Source organism: Microtetraspora sp. AC03309 (assembly GCF_020826795.1).
Lineage (GTDB): Bacteria > Actinomycetota > Actinomycetes > Streptosporangiales > Streptosporangiaceae > Microtetraspora > Microtetraspora glauca.
The window spans coordinates 84,258-100,192 of sequence record NZ_JADDIL010000025.1; the positions used below are offsets into that span (position 1 = coordinate 84,258).

Below are 15,935 nucleotides of genomic sequence, written 5' to 3' on the forward strand. Positions count from 1 at the left end.
CCTTTGAGGAAATAAGTGATGATTAATCACAACATGTCCACGTTTGATCGTCGGCGGTTCCTGACGATGACCGGAGTCCTCACCGCCGGAGCGCTCGCGCTGGCCGCGTGCGGTACGGACGACTCCGCCACCGGTGGCGCGGCCAAGGAAGGCAAGAAGGTCGAGACGATCACGTTCGGCGTCGTCTCCATCTCCGACTACATGAACCCGCTGACCAACACCTCCAAGCGGGTGCACTGGATCACCGACCCGGTCGTGGAGTCCCTCTACACCTACGACGCGTCGCTGAAGTCGATCCCGCTGCTCGCCGACGGCGAGCCCGAGATCTCCGACGACGGTCTGACCTGGACGATCAAGCTGAAGCAGGGCGTGACCTTCCACAACGGCGATCCGCTCACCGCCGACGACGTGGTGGCGTCGCTCACGTTCGTCAGCAACCCCAAGAGCACGAGCGACTGGACCACGTTCTTCGCCTACTACGTCAAGAGCGCCGAGGCCGTCGACAAGCAGACCGTGAAGATCACGCTGACCACGCCGTTCGGCGTGCTCCGCTCGCACCTCACCAACCTGCCCATCGTGCACAAGGCGTTCGTGGAGCGGACCGACACCACCATGGGCACCGGCCCGTTCAAGGTGGACAAGGTGGCCCAGGGACGGCAGGTCACGCTGAGCCGCAACGACGCCTACCACGGCACCAAGCCGGAGCTGAAGGGCGTCGTCTTCGAGGCCATCCCCGACCCGGCCACCCGGCTGGTCAACCTGCGCGAAGGCAAGATCCACATCATGACCGACGTCTCCCCGGAGAGCGTCGCCCTGCTCAAGCAGGACAGCCAGATCACGGTGCACGAGGTGGACGCGCCCAGCGACATCATCACGTACTTCGTGGCGAACAAGGCGCCCTTCGATGACGTCAAGGTGCGCCAGGCGCTCGCATACGCGATGGACCGCAAGGGCGTGCGCGACATCGTGTACGCGGGGACCGCGAAGATCGCCCAGGGTCCGGTCGGCCCGGCCGTCGAGGGCCACGACTCCTCGCTCCAGATCTACGGCGAGGCGCCCGACTACGCGAAGGCCAAGGCGCTCCTGGCCGAGGCGGGAGTGTCCTCCCTGGAGTTCACCCTGATGGTCACCAGCGACGCGGTGATGAAGAACGTCGGCCAGGTGCTCGCCGAAGGCTGGAAGCAGGCCGGCATCACCTGCACCCTCGAAGTCCTCGACTTCAGCCCGTGGGTGAAGAACTGGGCGTCCGGCAAGTACCAGATGGCGATGACCGGGTTCGAGAGCGGCTTCGGCGGCGGCCGCACGGCGGTCACCGTGCTCGGCCCGATGAGCTCGAAGAACCCGCTCAACTTCGGCTACAAGAACGACGAGGTGGACAAGCTGCTCGGCGAGGCGTGGGCCACCACCGACGACGCCGCGCGCGTCGAGGCCTGCAAGAAGATCAACGGGATCCTCGCGAACGACGCCATCATGATCCCGCCGGTCTACCCCCGGCTCGTCGTGGCGCAGCGCAAGGAGATCTCGCCCCTCGACGAGAAGCTCATGGGCGTCAGCCGGGTCTCGCTTCCCCCGGTGCGCGCGGTCTGATGGCGCCGGAGCCGAAGGCCGGAGGGGCGGCGGCGCCGTCCCCGGCCGGTCCCGCACTTCTGTCCGTACGGGACCTCGCCGTCACGTTCCGCACCAGGGACGGCGAGGTGCCCGCCGTGCGCGAGGTCTCCTTCGACCTGGCCCGCGGCGAGATCCTCGGCCTGGTCGGGGAGTCGGGATCGGGCAAGAGCACGCTGCTCACGGCGCTGATGCGCATGCTGCCGCGCAACGCCGGGATCACCGCCGGCCACATCGGCTTCGACGGCACCGACCTGCTGGCGCTGCGCGAGGACGGCATGCGCCGGCTGCGCGGCGACCGGATCGGCCTGATCCCGCAGCGGCCGATGACCTCGTTGTCACCGACCACGTCCGTCGGCCGTCAGCTCCGCTGGCACCTCGACGGGCTCGACGAGGGGCGGCTCAAGGAACTGCTCGGCGGTGTCGGGCTGGGCGCCGTGCTCGACCGGCTGGACAGCTATCCGTTCGAGTTCTCCGGCGGCCAGCTCCAGCGCCTGCTCATCGCCGTGGCCGCGCTCGGCAAGCAGCCCGACCTGCTGCTGGCCGACGAGCCGACCACGACGCTCGACGCCACCGTGCAGGCGCAGGTGCTGCGGCTGCTGCTGGAACTGCGCGACCGGGTCGGCCTGACGATGGTGTTCGTCACCCACGACCTGGGCGTGATCTCGCAGGTCAGCGATCGCATCGGGGTCATGTACGCCGGGCGGTTGGTCGAGGTCGCCCCGGCCCGTGAGCTGTTCGACGCGCCCAAGCACCCGTACACGCGGGCGCTGCTGGAGGCGATCCCCGGGCGGCACCGCCGGGGTGAGCCGCTGCGCTCCATTCCCGGCACGGTCACGGGCGCGAACCGGCTTCCCGGCTGCCCGTTCGCCCCGCGCTGCGCCGCCGTCGTCGACCGGTGCCATGAGGAGAACCCGGAGGTACGCGAGGTGGGAGAGTCGCTGGTGCGCTGCCATCGGGCGGGTGAGGACCTGTGAGCGCCGTCAGGGCGGAGGATCTCAGGAAGCACTACCGGATCAGGTCCGGCCGCAGGGGCGAGGACCGGGTGGTGCACGCGGTCGACGGCGTCTCGTTCGAGGTGCCCGAGGGCCGTACGCTCGCGATCATCGGCGAGTCCGGCTGCGGCAAGTCGACGATCGCCCGCATGCTGGTCCGGCTGGCGGAGCCGACCGAGGGCCGGATCCTCGTCCACGGCGCCGAGGGCGTCGACCGGCGCGCGATCCAGCTCGTCTCGCAGAACCCCTGGTCGGCGCTGAACCGGCGCAAGAGCATCCGCCACGCGCTGGAGCAGCCGCTGGCCGTGCACGGGCTGTACCCCGACAAGGCGGCGCGGGCAGCCCGGGTCCGCGAGCTGCTGCACCTGGTCGGCCTCACCGAGGAATACCTCGGCCGCAGGCCCGGCGGCGTGAGCGGCGGCGAGCTGCAGCGCGTGACCGTCGCGAGGGCGCTGGCCGTCGAGCCGCGCGTCCTGGTGCTGGACGAGCCCACCGCCAGCCTCGACGTCAGCGTCAAGGCGCTGCTCGTGAACCTGCTGCTCGACCTGAAGCAGCGCCTCGGGCTCAGCTACGTGCTCATCACGCACGAGATCGACATCGCCCGGCACCTGGCCGACGAGGTCGCGGTCATGTACCTCGGCCGGTTCGTCGAGACGGGCGACGCCGAGCGGATCTTCTCCGCCCCCCGGCACCCCTACACCCGCGCGCTGCTCGCCGCCGTGCCGGGCCCCGGCCGGGAGCCGGCCGCGCCGCTCCAGGGCGAGGTGCCGTCCGCGGTCGCGCCGCCGCCCGGCTGCCGGTTCCACACCCGGTGCCCGATGGCCGTCGACGCCTGCGCGCGCACCGAGCCGGCGCTCGAGCCGGACCAGGACGGACGGCTGGTGGCCTGCCTCCGCGCCGACGAGTTCCTCTCGCCCGCAGAAACCGCCTGACGACAACCGCTGACAAGGAGACCAACCGATGACCGACCCCGCCGAGAGCACGGCACTCACCCAGGACACCGACGGCGGTTACCCCACCGTCCCGCTGGCCAAGGACGTCTGGACTCTCGGCGTCGTCCAGTCCCGCGTGCACCCGACACCGGACCCGTCCGGGATGAAGGCCAACCTCGACCACATGCTCCATCTGATCGACAACTCCTTCCACGTCGGGTTCGGCCCCGGCCCGGACCTGCTGTTCTTCCACGAGTTCCCGATCAGCGGCTGGGACAGGTGGACCAAGGCGGAGACCGAGCGGCGGTGCATCGAGATCCCGGGCGAGGAGACCGAGCTGATCGCCGCCAAGGCCCGGCAGTACAAGTGCTACATCGCCTTCGGCGCCTACGTCCGCGACCCGGACTGGCCGGGCCACGTGCTCAGCATCACCACGTTGATCGGCCCGGACGGCGAGATCGTGGCCAAGCACTGGAAGGCGCGCAACGTCAAGGGCGTGTTCAGCGGCTTCGAGCTGTTCACCACCACCGTGTACGACGTCCTGGACGAGTACGTCGAGAAGTACGGCGAGGACGCGGTCGTCCCGGTGGCGCGCACCCCTCTGGGCAACATCTCCATGTCCTCCACCCAGCTGGAGCCCGAGCTGTTCCGGGCCGCCGCGATCAAGGGCGCCGAGGTCTTCCTCCGTACGGCGAGCGGCAGCTTCACCGAGATCGACGTCCGCGCCTCGGCGCTGCACAACCGGGTGTACTGCGCGATCGCCAACAACTCGGTGCTCTCCGCGGAGACCAACTACTTCGAGGACACCGGCGCGGGCGGCACCGCGATCTACGGCCCGGACGGCATGGCCATCGCGGCGGCCGACAGCAAGTTCGAGAAGCTCGTCCTCGGGCAGATCCCGATCGCCTCGTTCCGGGCCAGGCACCGCCAGCCGGACATCCACTGGGACCTCTACCGGCCGATCTTCGAGCGTTACCGGAGCCGCTTCGAGCCGAACCTCTACACGCCGTACCAGCCGGTCAGCCTGGAGGACGCCGGAGCCTACCTGAACGGCAGGTCACGCTGGCGGTAACGGAGCGACCATCAGAGAGCGCACCTCGTCGGGCGTGAGCGTGGCGCCGTGTCCGGCCTCGGCGCCGAACCGCTCCTCACCCAGCGCCGTACGGACCCGGTCGGTGATCCGGTCGATGTCCACGCGCTCCGCGGGGGCGGGGGAGAGGGAACCCGACGCCCGGGCCGCGGCGGCCGCGCCCAGGATCCGGGCGGCCCGGTCGTGGTGTCCGGCGAGGGACAGCGCCCCGGCCAGACCGTCCAGGACGATGGTCATGTCCCGGGCGGTGTCGAATCCGGCCGCGAGATGGAACGCCTCACGATGCAGGTCGAAGGCGGTCGCCGCGTCCCCACGCTGCTCGGCCGTGAAGCCGAGCTCGATCAGCACCAGAGGCAGGTGCGGAGGCGCGGCCTGCCCGGGCTCCCGGTGCGGGGTGTGGTCCAGCACGTCACGCAGGTGGGTCTCGGCGAGGTCGAGCCTGCCGTACCTGCGCGCGGCGAACGCGAGCCCCATCTTGGCGAAGATCTGCCCGGCCTGGTGGTGCTGCTCGACGGCCAGCCGCAGCGCCCGCGCGCAGAACTCGCCCGACCCCGCGAAGTCGCCGCGCCGCAGCGCGATCCAGCCGAGCCAGGCCAGCCGCCCGCCGACCTCCGTCCACAGTTCGAGCTCCTCGGCCACACGCAGCCCGTCCCGGTGGAGCAGCTCGGCCCGGTCGAGGTCGTCGGTCATCTCGGCCAGCGCGCCGAGCCAGCCGGTGGCCTCCAGCCTGCCCCAGCGGTCGCCGAGTTCGTCGAACAGCTCCAGGCTCCGCTCACCGTCGCGGCGCAACGCGTCGAGGTCGCCCCGGACGTGCGCGAGCTTGGCCCGCGTGGCGAGGGCCGCCGCGGTTCCCCACAGGTCGCCGCGTGACCGGAAGGCGGGCAGCGCGAGGTCCAGCAGTTCCCGGGCGACGGCGAGGTCGCCCAGATCGACCCCGGTATAGGCCAGGAACCACTGTGCCCGTGCCAGCCCGCCCGGTTCGCCGGCTTCCTCGAACATCCGGAGCGCCGCGCGGCGACGGTCCTCCCGGTCCGCGACGTCCCCCTGGAGCAGCCCGATGCCGACGTGCCAGGCCAGCGCCTCGGCCCGCCGCGCCGGGGCCACGTCACCGTCCGCGGCGGCGACGGCCAGCGCCGCCGTCAGGGACCGCCGGGCCTCGGTCAGCCGCCCGCGCAGGAACCAGTACCAGGCCATCGCGTTGACGAGGCGGAGCGCGTCGTCCGCGTTCCCGTCCCTGACGGCGGCGTTCAGCGCGGCCCGCAGGTTGGCCGCCTCCGCGTCGAGGCGGCGCAGCCAGCGCCGCTGGTCGGCGCCGTGCAGGTGCGGTACGGCCCGCTCGGCGAAGGCGATGTGGAAGCGGTGGTGCCGCCGCCTGATCCGGTCGAGCTCCTCCGCCTCCTGGAGGCGCTCGACGCAGTACGCCGCCACCGACTCCAGCAGCCGGTAACGGGGGCCGTCGGGCCCGTCCGCCATCATCACCAGCGACCGGTCGACCAGGCGCGCGAGCAGGTCGAGAACGTCCAGTCCGTCCTCAGCGCAGACGGCCTCGGCGGCGTCCACGGTGCAGCCGTCGGCGTGTACGGCCAGCCGGCGCAGCACGACCCGCTCGGGTTCCGTCAGCAGGTCCCAGCTCCACCCGATCATCGCGGCCAGGGTCTGCTGGCGCGGCGGGGCACCTCGATGCCCGGTGGCGAGCAGCCGGAACCGGTCGTCGAGGCGCTCGACCAGGCCGTGCACGCCCAGGGCGCGCACCCTCGTCGCGGCCAGTTCCAGGGCCAGCGGTATGCCGTCCAGCCGGCGGCACAACATCGCGACCGCCGACGCGTTGTCCGTGTTCAGGGTGAATCCCCGTGCCGAGGCGGACGCGCGGGCCACGAACAACCGCACCGATCCGGCTCGCTCCAGCACCGCGACGTCGTCGGCGGCGTGGCCGGGCACCTCCAGCGGCGGAACACTCCAGACCACCTCACCGGCGAGCCCGAGCGGCTCCTGGCCGGTCGCGAGGAGCCGCAGTCCCGGAGCCGCCCGCAGCAGCCGCCCCGCCAGTTCCGAGACCGGCTCGACGACGTGTTCGCAGTTGTCGAGCACCAGCAGCAGCCGCCGGGGACGGAGCGCGTCGGCCAGCCGCTCCACCGCGGTCACCGGCTCGGCCGGCTGCTCGGAGGCCGTGCCGTCCCGGACGTCGAGCACCCCCATGATCGTCTCGGCCAGCCGGGGCAGCGCGTCCTGGTCGGCCGGTCTGTCCAGCGCGGCCAGTTCGACCCACCACACGCCGTCAGGGAACGCGTCCGGCGCGGGGGACTCCGGGGATGCGCCGGGGTCGTGGTCGAACAGACACCTGGCGGCCTCCATCGCCAGCCGGGTCTTGCCCACCCCGCCGGGGCCGGTGAGCGTCACCAGCCGGTCCGTGCCCAGCCGCGCCCGGATCTCGGCGACCGCGCCGTCCCTGCCGATCAGTCCGGTGACCGGCGCGGGGAGGTTCGTGACCGGCCGCGTCGCCGGAGAGTCCGGTACGGCCGCCGCCAGCGCCGGGTCCTGCGTCAGGATCGCCCGATGGAGGGCCACCAGGTCGGCGCCGGGGTCCAACCCCAGCTCGTCGGCCAGGAGCGCGCGCAGGCTCTCGTAGCCGGCGAGTGCCTCGCTCTGCCGTCCGGAACGGTAGAGGGCGCGCATGTGCACCGCGCGCAGCCTCTCCCGGAGCGGATGCTCGGCCACCAGGTGACCGAGCTCCCCGGCCAGCGGGACGTGCTCGCCCAGCGCCAGCCGTACCTCCGCGAGGTCCTCGTGCGCGGTCAGCCGCAGTTCCGTCAGGTGGGCAACGGCGGCACGGACGAACGGCTCGTCCGCGAAGTCGGCGAACGCCGTGCCCCGCCACAGCGCGAGCGCGTCGGACAGCAGCGCCGCCCTGCTCCTCGGGTCGTCGGCCCGGCCCGCCTCGGCGAGCAGCGACCGGAAGTCGGCGGCGTCGGTGTCGGCCTTCAGCAGGTAACCCGCCGGCTGGAGCGGGACCAGTTCGCGTCCGCCCGGCTCTGCGTCCTCCAGAACCCGGCGGAGCTGCGACACCTTGGCCGACAGCGCGCCGAGGGGGTTCCCCGGCTGGTCCTCGCCCCACAGGTCGTCGACCAGCCGGTCGGCCGGCACCGGCCGGCCCTCGTGCGCCAGCAGGTCGGCCAGCAGGGCACGGACCTTGAGCCCGGGGACGGTGACGACCTCGCCACCCGCCCGCCACACCGCCAACGGACCCAGCACCCCAAAACGCATGCGCGCCACGATAACGCGCCTTTTCCCCGCGTCGGCGGATCTCCGTAAACCGATGCGAAAGAAGCCGTAAACGGCCTCCGGCATCGTTGGCCACGTCGGAAAACGAACGAGAGGGGGACCGGAATGGACCAGCGGAGGCTACGGGTGGCGATCATCATCGGCAGCACCCGCAAGGGCCGGTTCGGACCCACCGTGGCCGGCTGGTTCGCCGCCAGGGCCCGCAGACGCGGCGACCTGGACGTCGACCTGGTGGACCTGGCCGAGGCCGACCTGCCGCAGACCCTCACCGACCACGAGGAGCCCGTCCCGGCGCGGGTGCGGGCGCTGGCGCCGCGGCTGACGGCCGCCGACGCCTTCGCGGTGGTCACCCCCGAGTACAACCGGAGCTTCCCCGCTCCGCTCAAGACGGCGATCGACTGGTATCACGAGGAGTGGCAGGCCAAGCCCGTCACCTTCGTCGCGTACGGCAGGGAGTCCGGTGGCCTGCGCGCCGTCGACCAGCTCCGGCAGGTCTTCACCGAGCTGCACGCCGTGGCCATCCGCGACGTGATCACACTGCCCTGCTACTGGGACCTGTTCGCCGCCGACGGCACCTGGCCCAAGGCCACCGCGGAGTGCAACGCCGCGGCCACGACCGCGCTGGACCGCCTGGTCTGGTGGGCCGGCGCGTTGCGGGACGCGCGGGACAGGTCCCCGTACATCCCGTGAGGTCCCTTCGGGATCTCGCCCCAGCAATGACACCGTCCACGGCACCATCGACGACACGGAGAGCACCATGCGGAAGATCATCGCCTCGACCTACAGCACGCTCGACGGCTTCATCGACAACCCCCACCTGTGGTCCCTGCAGTACAACAGCCCGGACGCCATGACGTACGCGTTCACCATGACCACCGGGTGCGACGCGCTGATGCTGGGCCGCGTCACCTACGAGGGCATGGCTCATGCCTGGCCGAACATGGGCGGCAACCCCTACGCCGACCACGTCAACTCCATCACCAAGTACGTGGTGGCCTCCCAGCCGGTCGACACCAGCGCCTGGGACCCCACCGTCGTCATCCCCGGAGACGACCTGGCCGCGCAGGTCGCCAAAATCAAGGAGCAGGACGGCAAGGACATCCTGATCTGGGGGTGCGGCCGGCTCACCGACGCGCTGATGGAGCACGGCCTCCTGGACGAGTACCGGATCTGGCTCTACCCCGTCATCCGCGGCGAGGGGGAGCGCCTGTTCCGCGAGGGCACCGAGGCGACCCTGGAGCTCGCGGACTCCACGGCGTTCGAGTCCGGCGTCGTCGTCAACACCTACCGGCCGGTGAGCGCGGGCGGGGACGCGGGCGCGGAGGAGCCCGTCTCCGGCTGATCGGGCCGAGGGGGTCATGCCCCGCCACGCCCCGTCCGGACGCCATGGGCGCGTCCGCGGCGGGGCGGTGGCACGCCGGACCCAGGGGTGCTCTGGCGGTATGCGGGGATCGATACGATCACCGCCATGATGCGCAAAATGATCACGTTGGCCGCTGTGGCCGGAGTCGCCGTGTCGGTGGCTCAGGTGCCCGCGTCCGCGTCCTCTTCTTCCGTTTTATCCTCCTCCGCCTCTTCGTCCTCCACCGCCGCCACCACGCCGCTGGTCCTGCGCGGCGGCCTGACCCTGGACCTGCCGAGCTCGTGGCAGGTGTACGGCGGCGGTGACCAGATCCGCGTGGTGACCGGTGCCTGCACGCGGCCCAGGAGCCACTATTTCGAGCCGAAGTGCCGCAGCTTCTGGGTGATGGGGACGCAGGCGATCAGGACCGGTGGTGAGGGCTTCCAGACGTACAACCCCAACCGGGGGCCGTTCTACCCGGCGGTGGACGTGGCGCCGTGCGCGACGAACCCCTCGCTCGGCCAGGTCCTCGGCAAGGCCGTCGCCGTCGGCTACCGCCCCGTCGGCGCGGGGCACAGGGCCCACTACCGGGTGTGGCCCGGCCGCTGCGTGCGCTACGACAACGGAGAGCAGAAGTCGACGTTCAAGCAGCGCGAGTGGTACCTGCCGAAGGAACGCATCCTGATCGTCGACCAGTGGGGGACGCCGGGACTGACCACCGTCCTGAAGAACGCCGTCTGGCGCTGACGGCGGCGGGATCCGGCGCGATCACCGCGAGGTGCGTGACCGGCGGGTACGGACCCCGCGCGGCGGTGTGAAGACGTAGAGCGTGAGGATGTCCGGCAAATCGGCCACCCCCGGGCCTCCGGCACGGACCCAGACTGCGATGTCCTCGGTGGCCATCGCGTCGTTGACCAGGCCGAACCACACCGGCCGGCCGCCCGCGGCACGCCCCTCCGACGACGGCTGGACGACGATCACGTTGGCCCGCTCGCACACGAGCAGGCAGGGGGTGACCCGGATCTCGGCGACCTCCGACAGACGGCGGACCTGCTCGGCGTGGTCGACGCCGGTCACCTTGGCGGTGCCACAGCAGCAGTCACGGCAGACGGCGATCCTGCAGGGAACCGGACGCCTCATGGACGCGGGAGCCGGTCGCCGGTCCGCCGGGCACCCGATCCGTGCTCCGCGACCATGCTGTGACTCATCGTGGCCCCCCGGCGCTGTCGTACGGCGCACGCCATCCGAGCGCGGCCGGTTCCGGGGTCCAGCATCGCTCAGCCTCGGTATTCGCCCAGGTAGGCACGCTGAAGGCCGGGCGCGATGATGATCGCTTCCCGGTGGAGGGCCGGCCTCCCCGGGCAGTGATCACCGTGCCCGGCGGGGCCGGAACGCCGGGCGATAGCGTGAGCACCCTCCGAATCACCTTCCGATCACGAGGAGGACGGGTTGAAGGGCGCGTTGCTGGTCGCGGGGACCACGTCGGACGCCGGGAAGAGCGTCGTCACGGCCGGGATCTGCCGCTGGCTGGCCAGGCAGGGCGTCCGGGTGGCGCCGTTCAAGGCGCAGAACATGTCGCTCAACTCGTTCGTCACCGGCGACGGCGCGGAGATCGGCCGGGCGCAGGCGGTGCAGGCGGCGGCCTGCGGCCTGGAGCCGTCCGCCGACATGAACCCGATCCTCCTCAAACCCGGCAGCGACCGGCGCAGCCAGGTCGTCGTGCGCGGCCGCCCCATGGCCGACGTGGACGCGATGGAGTACGGCGCGCTCAAGGACCGGCTGCGCACCGTCGCGGTCGAGGCGCTCGACCGGCTGCGGTCGCGGTACGACGTGGTGGTCTGCGAGGGCGCCGGCAGCCCCGCCGAGATCAACCTGCGCCGGGGCGACATCGCCAACATGGGCCTGGCCCAGGCCGCCAGGTTGCCCGTCATCGTCGTCGGGGACATCGACAGGGGCGGTGTCTTCGCCTCCATGTACGGCACGCTCGCCCTGCTCGACGCCGCCGACCAGTCGCTCGTCGCGGGGTTCGTGGTCAACAAGTTCAGAGGAGCGCGCGAACTGCTGGAGCCGGGGCTCGACACGCTCCGCGAGCTGACCGGCCGTGAGGTCTACGGGGTGCTCCCGTGGCTGGACGGGCTGTGGATGGACGTGGAGGACTCGCTCGCCCTGGACAACCGCCCGTCGGTCGCGGCGCCCGGCGGGCGCACCCTGCGGGTGGCCGTCGTCAGGCTGCCGCGGATCTCCAACTTCACCGACGTGGACGCGCTGGCCGGTGAGCCGGGGGTGGTGGTCCGCTTCGTGACCTCGGCCGCCGAACTGGACGACGCCGATCTCGTGGTCCTGCCCGGCTCCCGTGCCACCGTGTCCGACCTCGCCTGGCTGCGCTCCTCGGGGCTGGCGGAGGCCGTACGGGATCGGGCGGCGCGGGAGAGACCGGTGCTGGGCGTCTGCGGCGGCTACCAGATGCTGGCCCGGACGATCAGGGACGACGTGGAGTCGGGCGCCGGGCTGGTGGAGGGGCTCGGCCTGCTGCCCGCGTCGGTCGAGTTCGCGGCGGGCAAGACCCTCGCGCGCCCGGTGGGCGAGGCGTACGGCTGCCAGGTGTCCGCGTACGAGATCCACCACGGCACGGTGACGGTGGATCCGCGCCCGGCCGCCCGGCCCGGCGGGGATCCGGGAACTCCGGGCCGGAACGGCCACCATGAGTCGGAGCCGTTCCTCGACGGCTGCCGCGTGGGCGCGGTGTGGGGGACGACCTGGCACGGCGCCCTGGAGAACGACGGCTTCCGCAGGGCGTTCCTCGCGGACGTCGCGGCGGTCGCCGGGCGGGACTTCACCCCCTCACCGGACACGTCGTTCTCCGCGCTGCGCGAGGCCAGGCTGGACGCGCTCGGCGACCTGGTCGGGACGTACATGGACACCGCGGCGCTGGTGCGGCTGATCGAGAGCGGGGCGCCCGACGGCCTTCGGCTGCTGCCCCCGGGCGCGTGAGCGTCGGCGCTCCCCGAGCCAGGGGTTCCGGCGATCCACGGGGGCGCGGTATGACCCGTGCGGGCGCGTTCCGGTCGCATACGGGATGTTCCGGTGTTCACACGGGGAGGACGTCACTACGATCGCGGAGTGACGGATGCGGATGACACTCTTCACGTTCGGGCCATCGACGCCTTCATCGCCGCGACCGGAGCGAGCGATCCGGAGCAGCGGGCCACGCTGCTGAGCCGGGCGCTCGCCGCCGACGTCGTCTTCTGGGGCCCGCTGGGTCGCGGCGTCGGCCGCGAGGCGGTGGAGGACTTCATCACCGAGGTGGTGCAGGGGCACCCGTCGGGCCCCTGCCGGATGGTGCGGACCACGGGAGTGGACGCGCCGGAGGAATGGGCGCGGTTCGGCTGGTGCTACGAGGACGCCGCCGGCCGGCCCATCCTGTCCGGAACGGACATGGTCCACGTCACCCCCGCCGGGGACATCGACGAGATCGTGGTCTTCGCCGGCCCCCTGAAGTGATCATGCTCCCCCGCCGCGTTCGGCGGGGCGGACGAGAGCAGGCAGCGGGTCGCCTCGGTTCTCGGCGCGGCGAAAGAGGAGATCGCGCTGACCAGCCTGATCCGCCCGACCGGATTTCTCGCCGGATAGCCAGCTCGATATGAATATTTCTGACCATCTCCGATGAACAGGTAAATTATCGGGCTGCGGCGTTCCTCATCCGCATGGAAAGCGAAGAATCCTGGGCACACTCCTCGCGATGTGTACCAGGACTTTCCGGGGTGCCTCGGCGATGTCGCCGGGCGGCCCGGCGTACGCGCGGTTGAGCCGGATGTTCGTCGTCATCGTGGCGGCCCTCGGGCTCTTCTCCCTGTACGCCGCGTCCTGCTGCACGCTCGATGAGGGACACCGCGGTCACCACCATCACCACGTCGCCGCCGGCACGGACGGCCCGGACGGCCCGGACGGCGGCGCGTGCGGTGGCCCGCCCCACCCTTCGGAGTGCTGCGACGAGAGCGCCGGGCTGTGGACACGCGCAGTGGACAGCTACGATCCGCTCCACGCGGAGGTCGCCGTCGTGCCGGCGGTTCCGGTCGGGCCGCGTCCCTCCGCCCGGTCCGGCCCTCCGCCGTCGCTCCGCGTACCGTGCCGGGGAAGCCGCCTGGCGCTCTGCGTGCTGCGCATATAGACCCACCGTTCCGCGCGGCACGAGTTTCCCGCGGAAAAGGGCACGCAGAAATGTTCGGCGCCTCAAGGAGAGGTGCCGCGGACCTTTGGTGGGTTGGTATCAGTGAAATCTCTTGTCAGTTCCATGCTGCCCGCGTTCGAGGGCATTCCGTCCATTCCATCCACGCGGAATTCAGGGGTCCGGGTCGGCGACACGCCGGTCACGTGGATTCCGGCGCGGTCCCAGGAAAGGGGCTTCTGGGCGAAGCTCGAAGGATTCAACCCCGGCGGGATCAAGGACCGCCCCGCGCTGCACATGGTGCGCTGCGCCCGGCGGCGCGGCGAGCTCGTGCCGGGAGGCACGATCGTCGAGTCCACCAGCGGCACGCTCGGCCTCGGCCTGGCGCTGGCCGGCATCGTCCACGGGCACCCGGTCACGCTCGTCGCCGATCCCGGCCTGGAACCGCTGATGGCACGGCTCCTCCGGGCGTACGGGGTCCGCCTGGAGATCGTGACGGAGCCGCACCCGGTCGGCGGGTGGCAGGAGGCGCGCAGGGAGCGGGTCCAGCGGCTGCTGACCGAGCTGCCCGACGCCTACTGCCCGGACCAGTACGACAATCCCGACAACGTGGCGGCCTACGCCACGCTCGCCGCCGAGTTGGTGGCGCAGTTGCCGCTGATCGACGTCCTCGTCTGCTCGGTGGGCACCGGGGGGCACAGCGCCGGCGTCTTCCGGGCGCTGCGGCGGACCTTCCCCGACGTCGCGCTGGTCGGCGTCGACACCGTCGGCTCCACGATCTTCGGACAGCCGGCCAGGTCCCGGCTCATGCGCGGCCTGGGCAGCAGCATCCATCCGCGGAACGTCGACTACCAGGCGTTCTCCGAGGTCCACTGGGTCAACCCGGCCGAGGCCGTGCACACCTGCCGGGCGCTCGCCGCCGCCCACTACGCCTGCGGCGGGTGGAGCGCGGGAGCGGTCGCCCTGGTCGCCGACTGGGTGGCCAGGACGGCACCACGGGGCACCTCGATCGTGGCGGTCTTCCCCGACGGGCCGTGGCGGTACTGGAACACCGTCTTCGACGACGACTTCTGCGCGGCCAACGGCCTGCTCGCCGGCGCCCCGGCCGAGCATCCCGACGAGATCTCCCATCCCGCCGAGCGGGAGGTCACCCGCTGGACCCGGTGCACGACCGTGGTCGACCCGCTCGGAGCCGCCGTATGAGAGCCGGGTACGCGTCGTTCAGCCCGGCCGTGCGGCTCCTGCTGGTCAACCAGTTCGGTATCAACCTCGGCTTCTACATGCTCGTGCCGTACCTCGCGGACCACCTGTCCGGGCGGCTCGGCCTGGCCGTCTGGCTGACCGGGCTGCTGCTCGGCCTGCGCAACCTCAGCCAGCAGGGCATGTTCCCGGTCGGTGGCACGCTGTGCGACCGGTACGGCTACAAGCCGCTGATCATGGCGGGATGCGGGCTGCGCACCGTCGGGTTCGCGTTGTTCGGCGTCTCCTCGTCGGTTCCCGCGCTCATCGCCGCGTCGGTGCTGACCGGCCTCGCCGGGGCGCTGTTCAACCCGGCGGTCCGCGCGTACGTCGCGGTCGAGGCGGGGGAGCGGAAGGTCGAGGCGTTCGCCCTCTTCAACGTCTTCTACCAGGCGGGGATCCTCGCCGGGCCGCTGGTCGGCGTCCTGCTCGTCGCGGTCGACTTCCGGCTCGCCTGCGTGGCCGCCGCCGTCGTCTTCGCGGTGCTGACGCTGCTGCAGGCCCGCAGGCTCCCCTCGCGCCGCGGTACGGCGGAGGGGGCGGGCCGCCCGGTGCTGGCCGACTGGAAGGAGGTGCTCGCGAACCGGCCGTTCGTGGCCTTCTCGGCCGCGATGTTCGTGTCCTACGCCCTCTCCTACCAGGTATATCTGGGGCTCCCGCTGGAGCTGCGCCGTGCGGGAGGGGGCCAGGCCGCGATCGCCGTGATGTACACCTTCATGGCGTTGCTGGCCGTGGCCGGGCAGGTCCGCCTCACCGCCTTCGCCGCACGCCGATGGCGACCGGAACAGGCCATCGTGCGCGGCCTGGCGGTGATGGGCGTCGGCTTCGTGCCCGTGCTGCTCGCGGCCCAGTTCGCCGGTCGTCTCGGCGATCTGCCGTACGGGCTGGGCGTCGCGCCCGCGGTCGCCACCGCGATCCTGCTCACCGCGGCCGGGATGCTGATCTTCCCGTTCGAGATGGCGATGATCTCCACGCTGGGGTCGCCGGAGCTGACCGGCACCTACTACGGGCTCTACAACGCGTTCTCGGGAATCGGCATCCTGCTCGGCAACCTGGCGAGCGGCTGGGCCATGGACGTGGGGAACGCCCGCGGCTTCCCCGCCCTGCCCTGGCTGCTCCTGCTGATCGCCGGTCTCGTCTCGGCTCTCGCCGTACGGAGACTCGATCGGGCCGGGCGGTTCCTCGCCGCGTCCTATCCGGATCGTGTGCGCCCGGAAACGGTCGGTTAGCGGGCGCGATATCGGGTCCGTCTTAATTCGGACAAAGATCACGATATTGATTGTTACTT

The 15,935-nt window shown here is 71.6% G+C and carries 14 protein-coding genes; 12 read left to right on the top strand and 2 right to left on the bottom strand.

The window, feature by feature from the left end:
- Window positions 1-33: 33 nt before the first annotated feature.
- Genes IMZ11_RS17165 through IMZ11_RS17180 form a run of 4 tightly spaced genes read left to right on the top strand, consistent with a single transcriptional unit; the run spans window position 34 to window position 4,604 of the window.
- The gene (locus IMZ11_RS17165; protein WP_228642556.1) at window positions 34-1,587 is read left to right on the top strand and encodes an ABC transporter substrate-binding protein; all 1,554 of its coding nucleotides are present in this window, start codon (window positions 34-36) and stop codon (window positions 1,585-1,587) included.
- Window positions 1,587-2,582 carry an ABC transporter ATP-binding protein gene (locus IMZ11_RS17170; RefSeq protein ID WP_228642558.1) on the top strand — a complete coding sequence of 332 codons (996 nt, stop codon included), beginning with the start codon at window positions 1,587-1,589 and terminating at the stop codon, window positions 2,580-2,582. Before IMZ11_RS17165 ends, IMZ11_RS17170 begins: the two co-directional genes overlap by 1 nt.
- Window positions 2,579-3,532, top strand: coding sequence for an oligopeptide/dipeptide ABC transporter ATP-binding protein (locus IMZ11_RS46230; RefSeq protein ID WP_228642560.1), 954 nt, complete (start codon window positions 2,579-2,581; stop codon window positions 3,530-3,532). The genes IMZ11_RS17170 and IMZ11_RS46230 overlap by 4 nt, the downstream gene beginning before the upstream one ends.
- A gap of 28 nt (window positions 3,533-3,560) precedes the next feature.
- Window positions 3,561-4,604 (top strand): nitrilase-related carbon-nitrogen hydrolase, encoded by a 1,044-nt coding sequence (locus IMZ11_RS17180; protein ID WP_228642562.1) that lies wholly within the window; start codon window positions 3,561-3,563, stop codon window positions 4,602-4,604.
- Here IMZ11_RS17180 and IMZ11_RS17185 read toward each other — a convergent pair.
- Window positions 4,590-7,883 carry a BTAD domain-containing putative transcriptional regulator gene (locus IMZ11_RS17185; RefSeq protein ID WP_228642564.1) on the bottom strand — a complete coding sequence of 1,098 codons (3,294 nt, stop codon included), beginning with the start codon at window positions 7,881-7,883 and terminating at the stop codon, window positions 4,590-4,592. The genes IMZ11_RS17180 and IMZ11_RS17185 overlap by 15 nt on opposite strands.
- A gap of 144 nt (window positions 7,884-8,027) precedes the next feature.
- Here IMZ11_RS17185 and IMZ11_RS17190 point away from each other — a divergent pair, with 144 nt between their 5' ends.
- The 3 genes from IMZ11_RS17190 to IMZ11_RS17200 all read left to right on the top strand — a co-directional run bounded on the left by IMZ11_RS17190 (window position 8,028) and on the right by IMZ11_RS17200 (window position 9,990).
- Window positions 8,028-8,591, top strand: a complete 564-nt coding sequence (locus IMZ11_RS17190) for an NAD(P)H-dependent oxidoreductase (RefSeq protein ID WP_308066804.1) — start codon at window positions 8,028-8,030, stop codon at window positions 8,589-8,591.
- A 67-nt stretch (window positions 8,592-8,658) separates the two neighbouring features.
- Window positions 8,659-9,243, top strand: coding sequence for a dihydrofolate reductase family protein (locus tag IMZ11_RS17195; RefSeq protein WP_228642566.1), 585 nt, complete (start codon window positions 8,659-8,661; stop codon window positions 9,241-9,243).
- Window positions 9,244-9,369: 126 nt separating this feature from the next.
- The gene (locus IMZ11_RS17200) at window positions 9,370-9,990 is read left to right on the top strand and encodes a hypothetical protein (protein WP_228642568.1); all 621 of its coding nucleotides are present in this window, start codon (window positions 9,370-9,372) and stop codon (window positions 9,988-9,990) included.
- Between the two features lie 21 nt (window positions 9,991-10,011).
- On the opposite strand, the gene IMZ11_RS17205 is transcribed toward IMZ11_RS17200, so the two are convergent.
- Window positions 10,012-10,383 (bottom strand): hypothetical protein, encoded by a 372-nt coding sequence (locus IMZ11_RS17205; RefSeq protein ID WP_228642570.1) that lies wholly within the window; start codon window positions 10,381-10,383, stop codon window positions 10,012-10,014.
- Between the two features lie 309 nt (window positions 10,384-10,692).
- Here IMZ11_RS17205 and IMZ11_RS17210 point away from each other — a divergent pair, with 309 nt between their 5' ends.
- The 5 genes from IMZ11_RS17210 (at window position 10,693) to IMZ11_RS17230 (ending at window position 15,876) form a co-directional block, all read left to right on the top strand.
- Complete coding sequence (locus IMZ11_RS17210) at window positions 10,693-12,234, top strand: cobyric acid synthase (RefSeq protein WP_228642572.1); 1,542 nt, start codon at window positions 10,693-10,695, stop codon at window positions 12,232-12,234.
- Between the two features lie 129 nt (window positions 12,235-12,363).
- Entirely contained in the window at window positions 12,364-12,744 is a 381-nt protein-coding gene (locus IMZ11_RS17215) for a hypothetical protein (protein WP_061259215.1), read from the top strand.
- Window positions 12,745-12,982: 238 nt separating this feature from the next.
- The gene (locus IMZ11_RS17220) at window positions 12,983-13,411 is read left to right on the top strand and encodes a hypothetical protein (protein WP_228642574.1); all 429 of its coding nucleotides are present in this window, start codon (window positions 12,983-12,985) and stop codon (window positions 13,409-13,411) included.
- 123 nt (window positions 13,412-13,534) lie between these two features.
- The gene (locus tag IMZ11_RS17225) at window positions 13,535-14,611 is read left to right on the top strand and encodes a PLP-dependent cysteine synthase family protein (RefSeq protein ID WP_228642576.1); all 1,077 of its coding nucleotides are present in this window, start codon (window positions 13,535-13,537) and stop codon (window positions 14,609-14,611) included.
- On the top strand, window positions 14,608-15,876 hold the full coding sequence (locus tag IMZ11_RS17230) for an MFS transporter (RefSeq protein ID WP_228642578.1): 1,269 nt from the start codon (window positions 14,608-14,610) through the stop codon (window positions 15,874-15,876). The genes IMZ11_RS17225 and IMZ11_RS17230 overlap by 4 nt, the downstream gene beginning before the upstream one ends.
- The last annotated feature ends 59 nt before the right edge of the window (window positions 15,877-15,935 follow it).

Bases quoted from the DNA above. Each gene is read 5' to 3' on its own strand.
- IMZ11_RS17195 (WP_228642566.1), top strand. From the start codon at position 8,659: ATGCGGAAGATCATCGCCTCGACCTACAGCACGCTCGACGGCTTCATC.
- IMZ11_RS17225 (WP_228642576.1), top strand. From the start codon at position 13,535: ATGCTGCCCGCGTTCGAGGGCATTCCGTCCATTCCATCCACGCGGAAT.
- IMZ11_RS17185 (WP_228642564.1), bottom strand. From the start codon at position 7,883: ATGCGTTTTGGGGTGCTGGGTCCGTTGGCGGTGTGGCGGGCGGGTGGC.
- IMZ11_RS17180 (WP_228642562.1), top strand. From the start codon at position 3,561: ATGACCGACCCCGCCGAGAGCACGGCACTCACCCAGGACACCGACGGC.
- IMZ11_RS17220 (WP_228642574.1), top strand. From the start codon at position 12,983: ATGTGTACCAGGACTTTCCGGGGTGCCTCGGCGATGTCGCCGGGCGGC.
- IMZ11_RS17205 (WP_228642570.1), bottom strand. From the start codon at position 10,383: ATGAGGCGTCCGGTTCCCTGCAGGATCGCCGTCTGCCGTGACTGCTGC.
- IMZ11_RS17230 (WP_228642578.1), top strand. From the start codon at position 14,608: ATGAGAGCCGGGTACGCGTCGTTCAGCCCGGCCGTGCGGCTCCTGCTG.
- IMZ11_RS17165 (WP_228642556.1), top strand. From the start codon at position 34: ATGTCCACGTTTGATCGTCGGCGGTTCCTGACGATGACCGGAGTCCTC.
- IMZ11_RS17170 (WP_228642558.1), top strand. From the start codon at position 1,587: ATGGCGCCGGAGCCGAAGGCCGGAGGGGCGGCGGCGCCGTCCCCGGCC.
- IMZ11_RS17200 (WP_228642568.1), top strand. From the start codon at position 9,370: ATGATGCGCAAAATGATCACGTTGGCCGCTGTGGCCGGAGTCGCCGTG.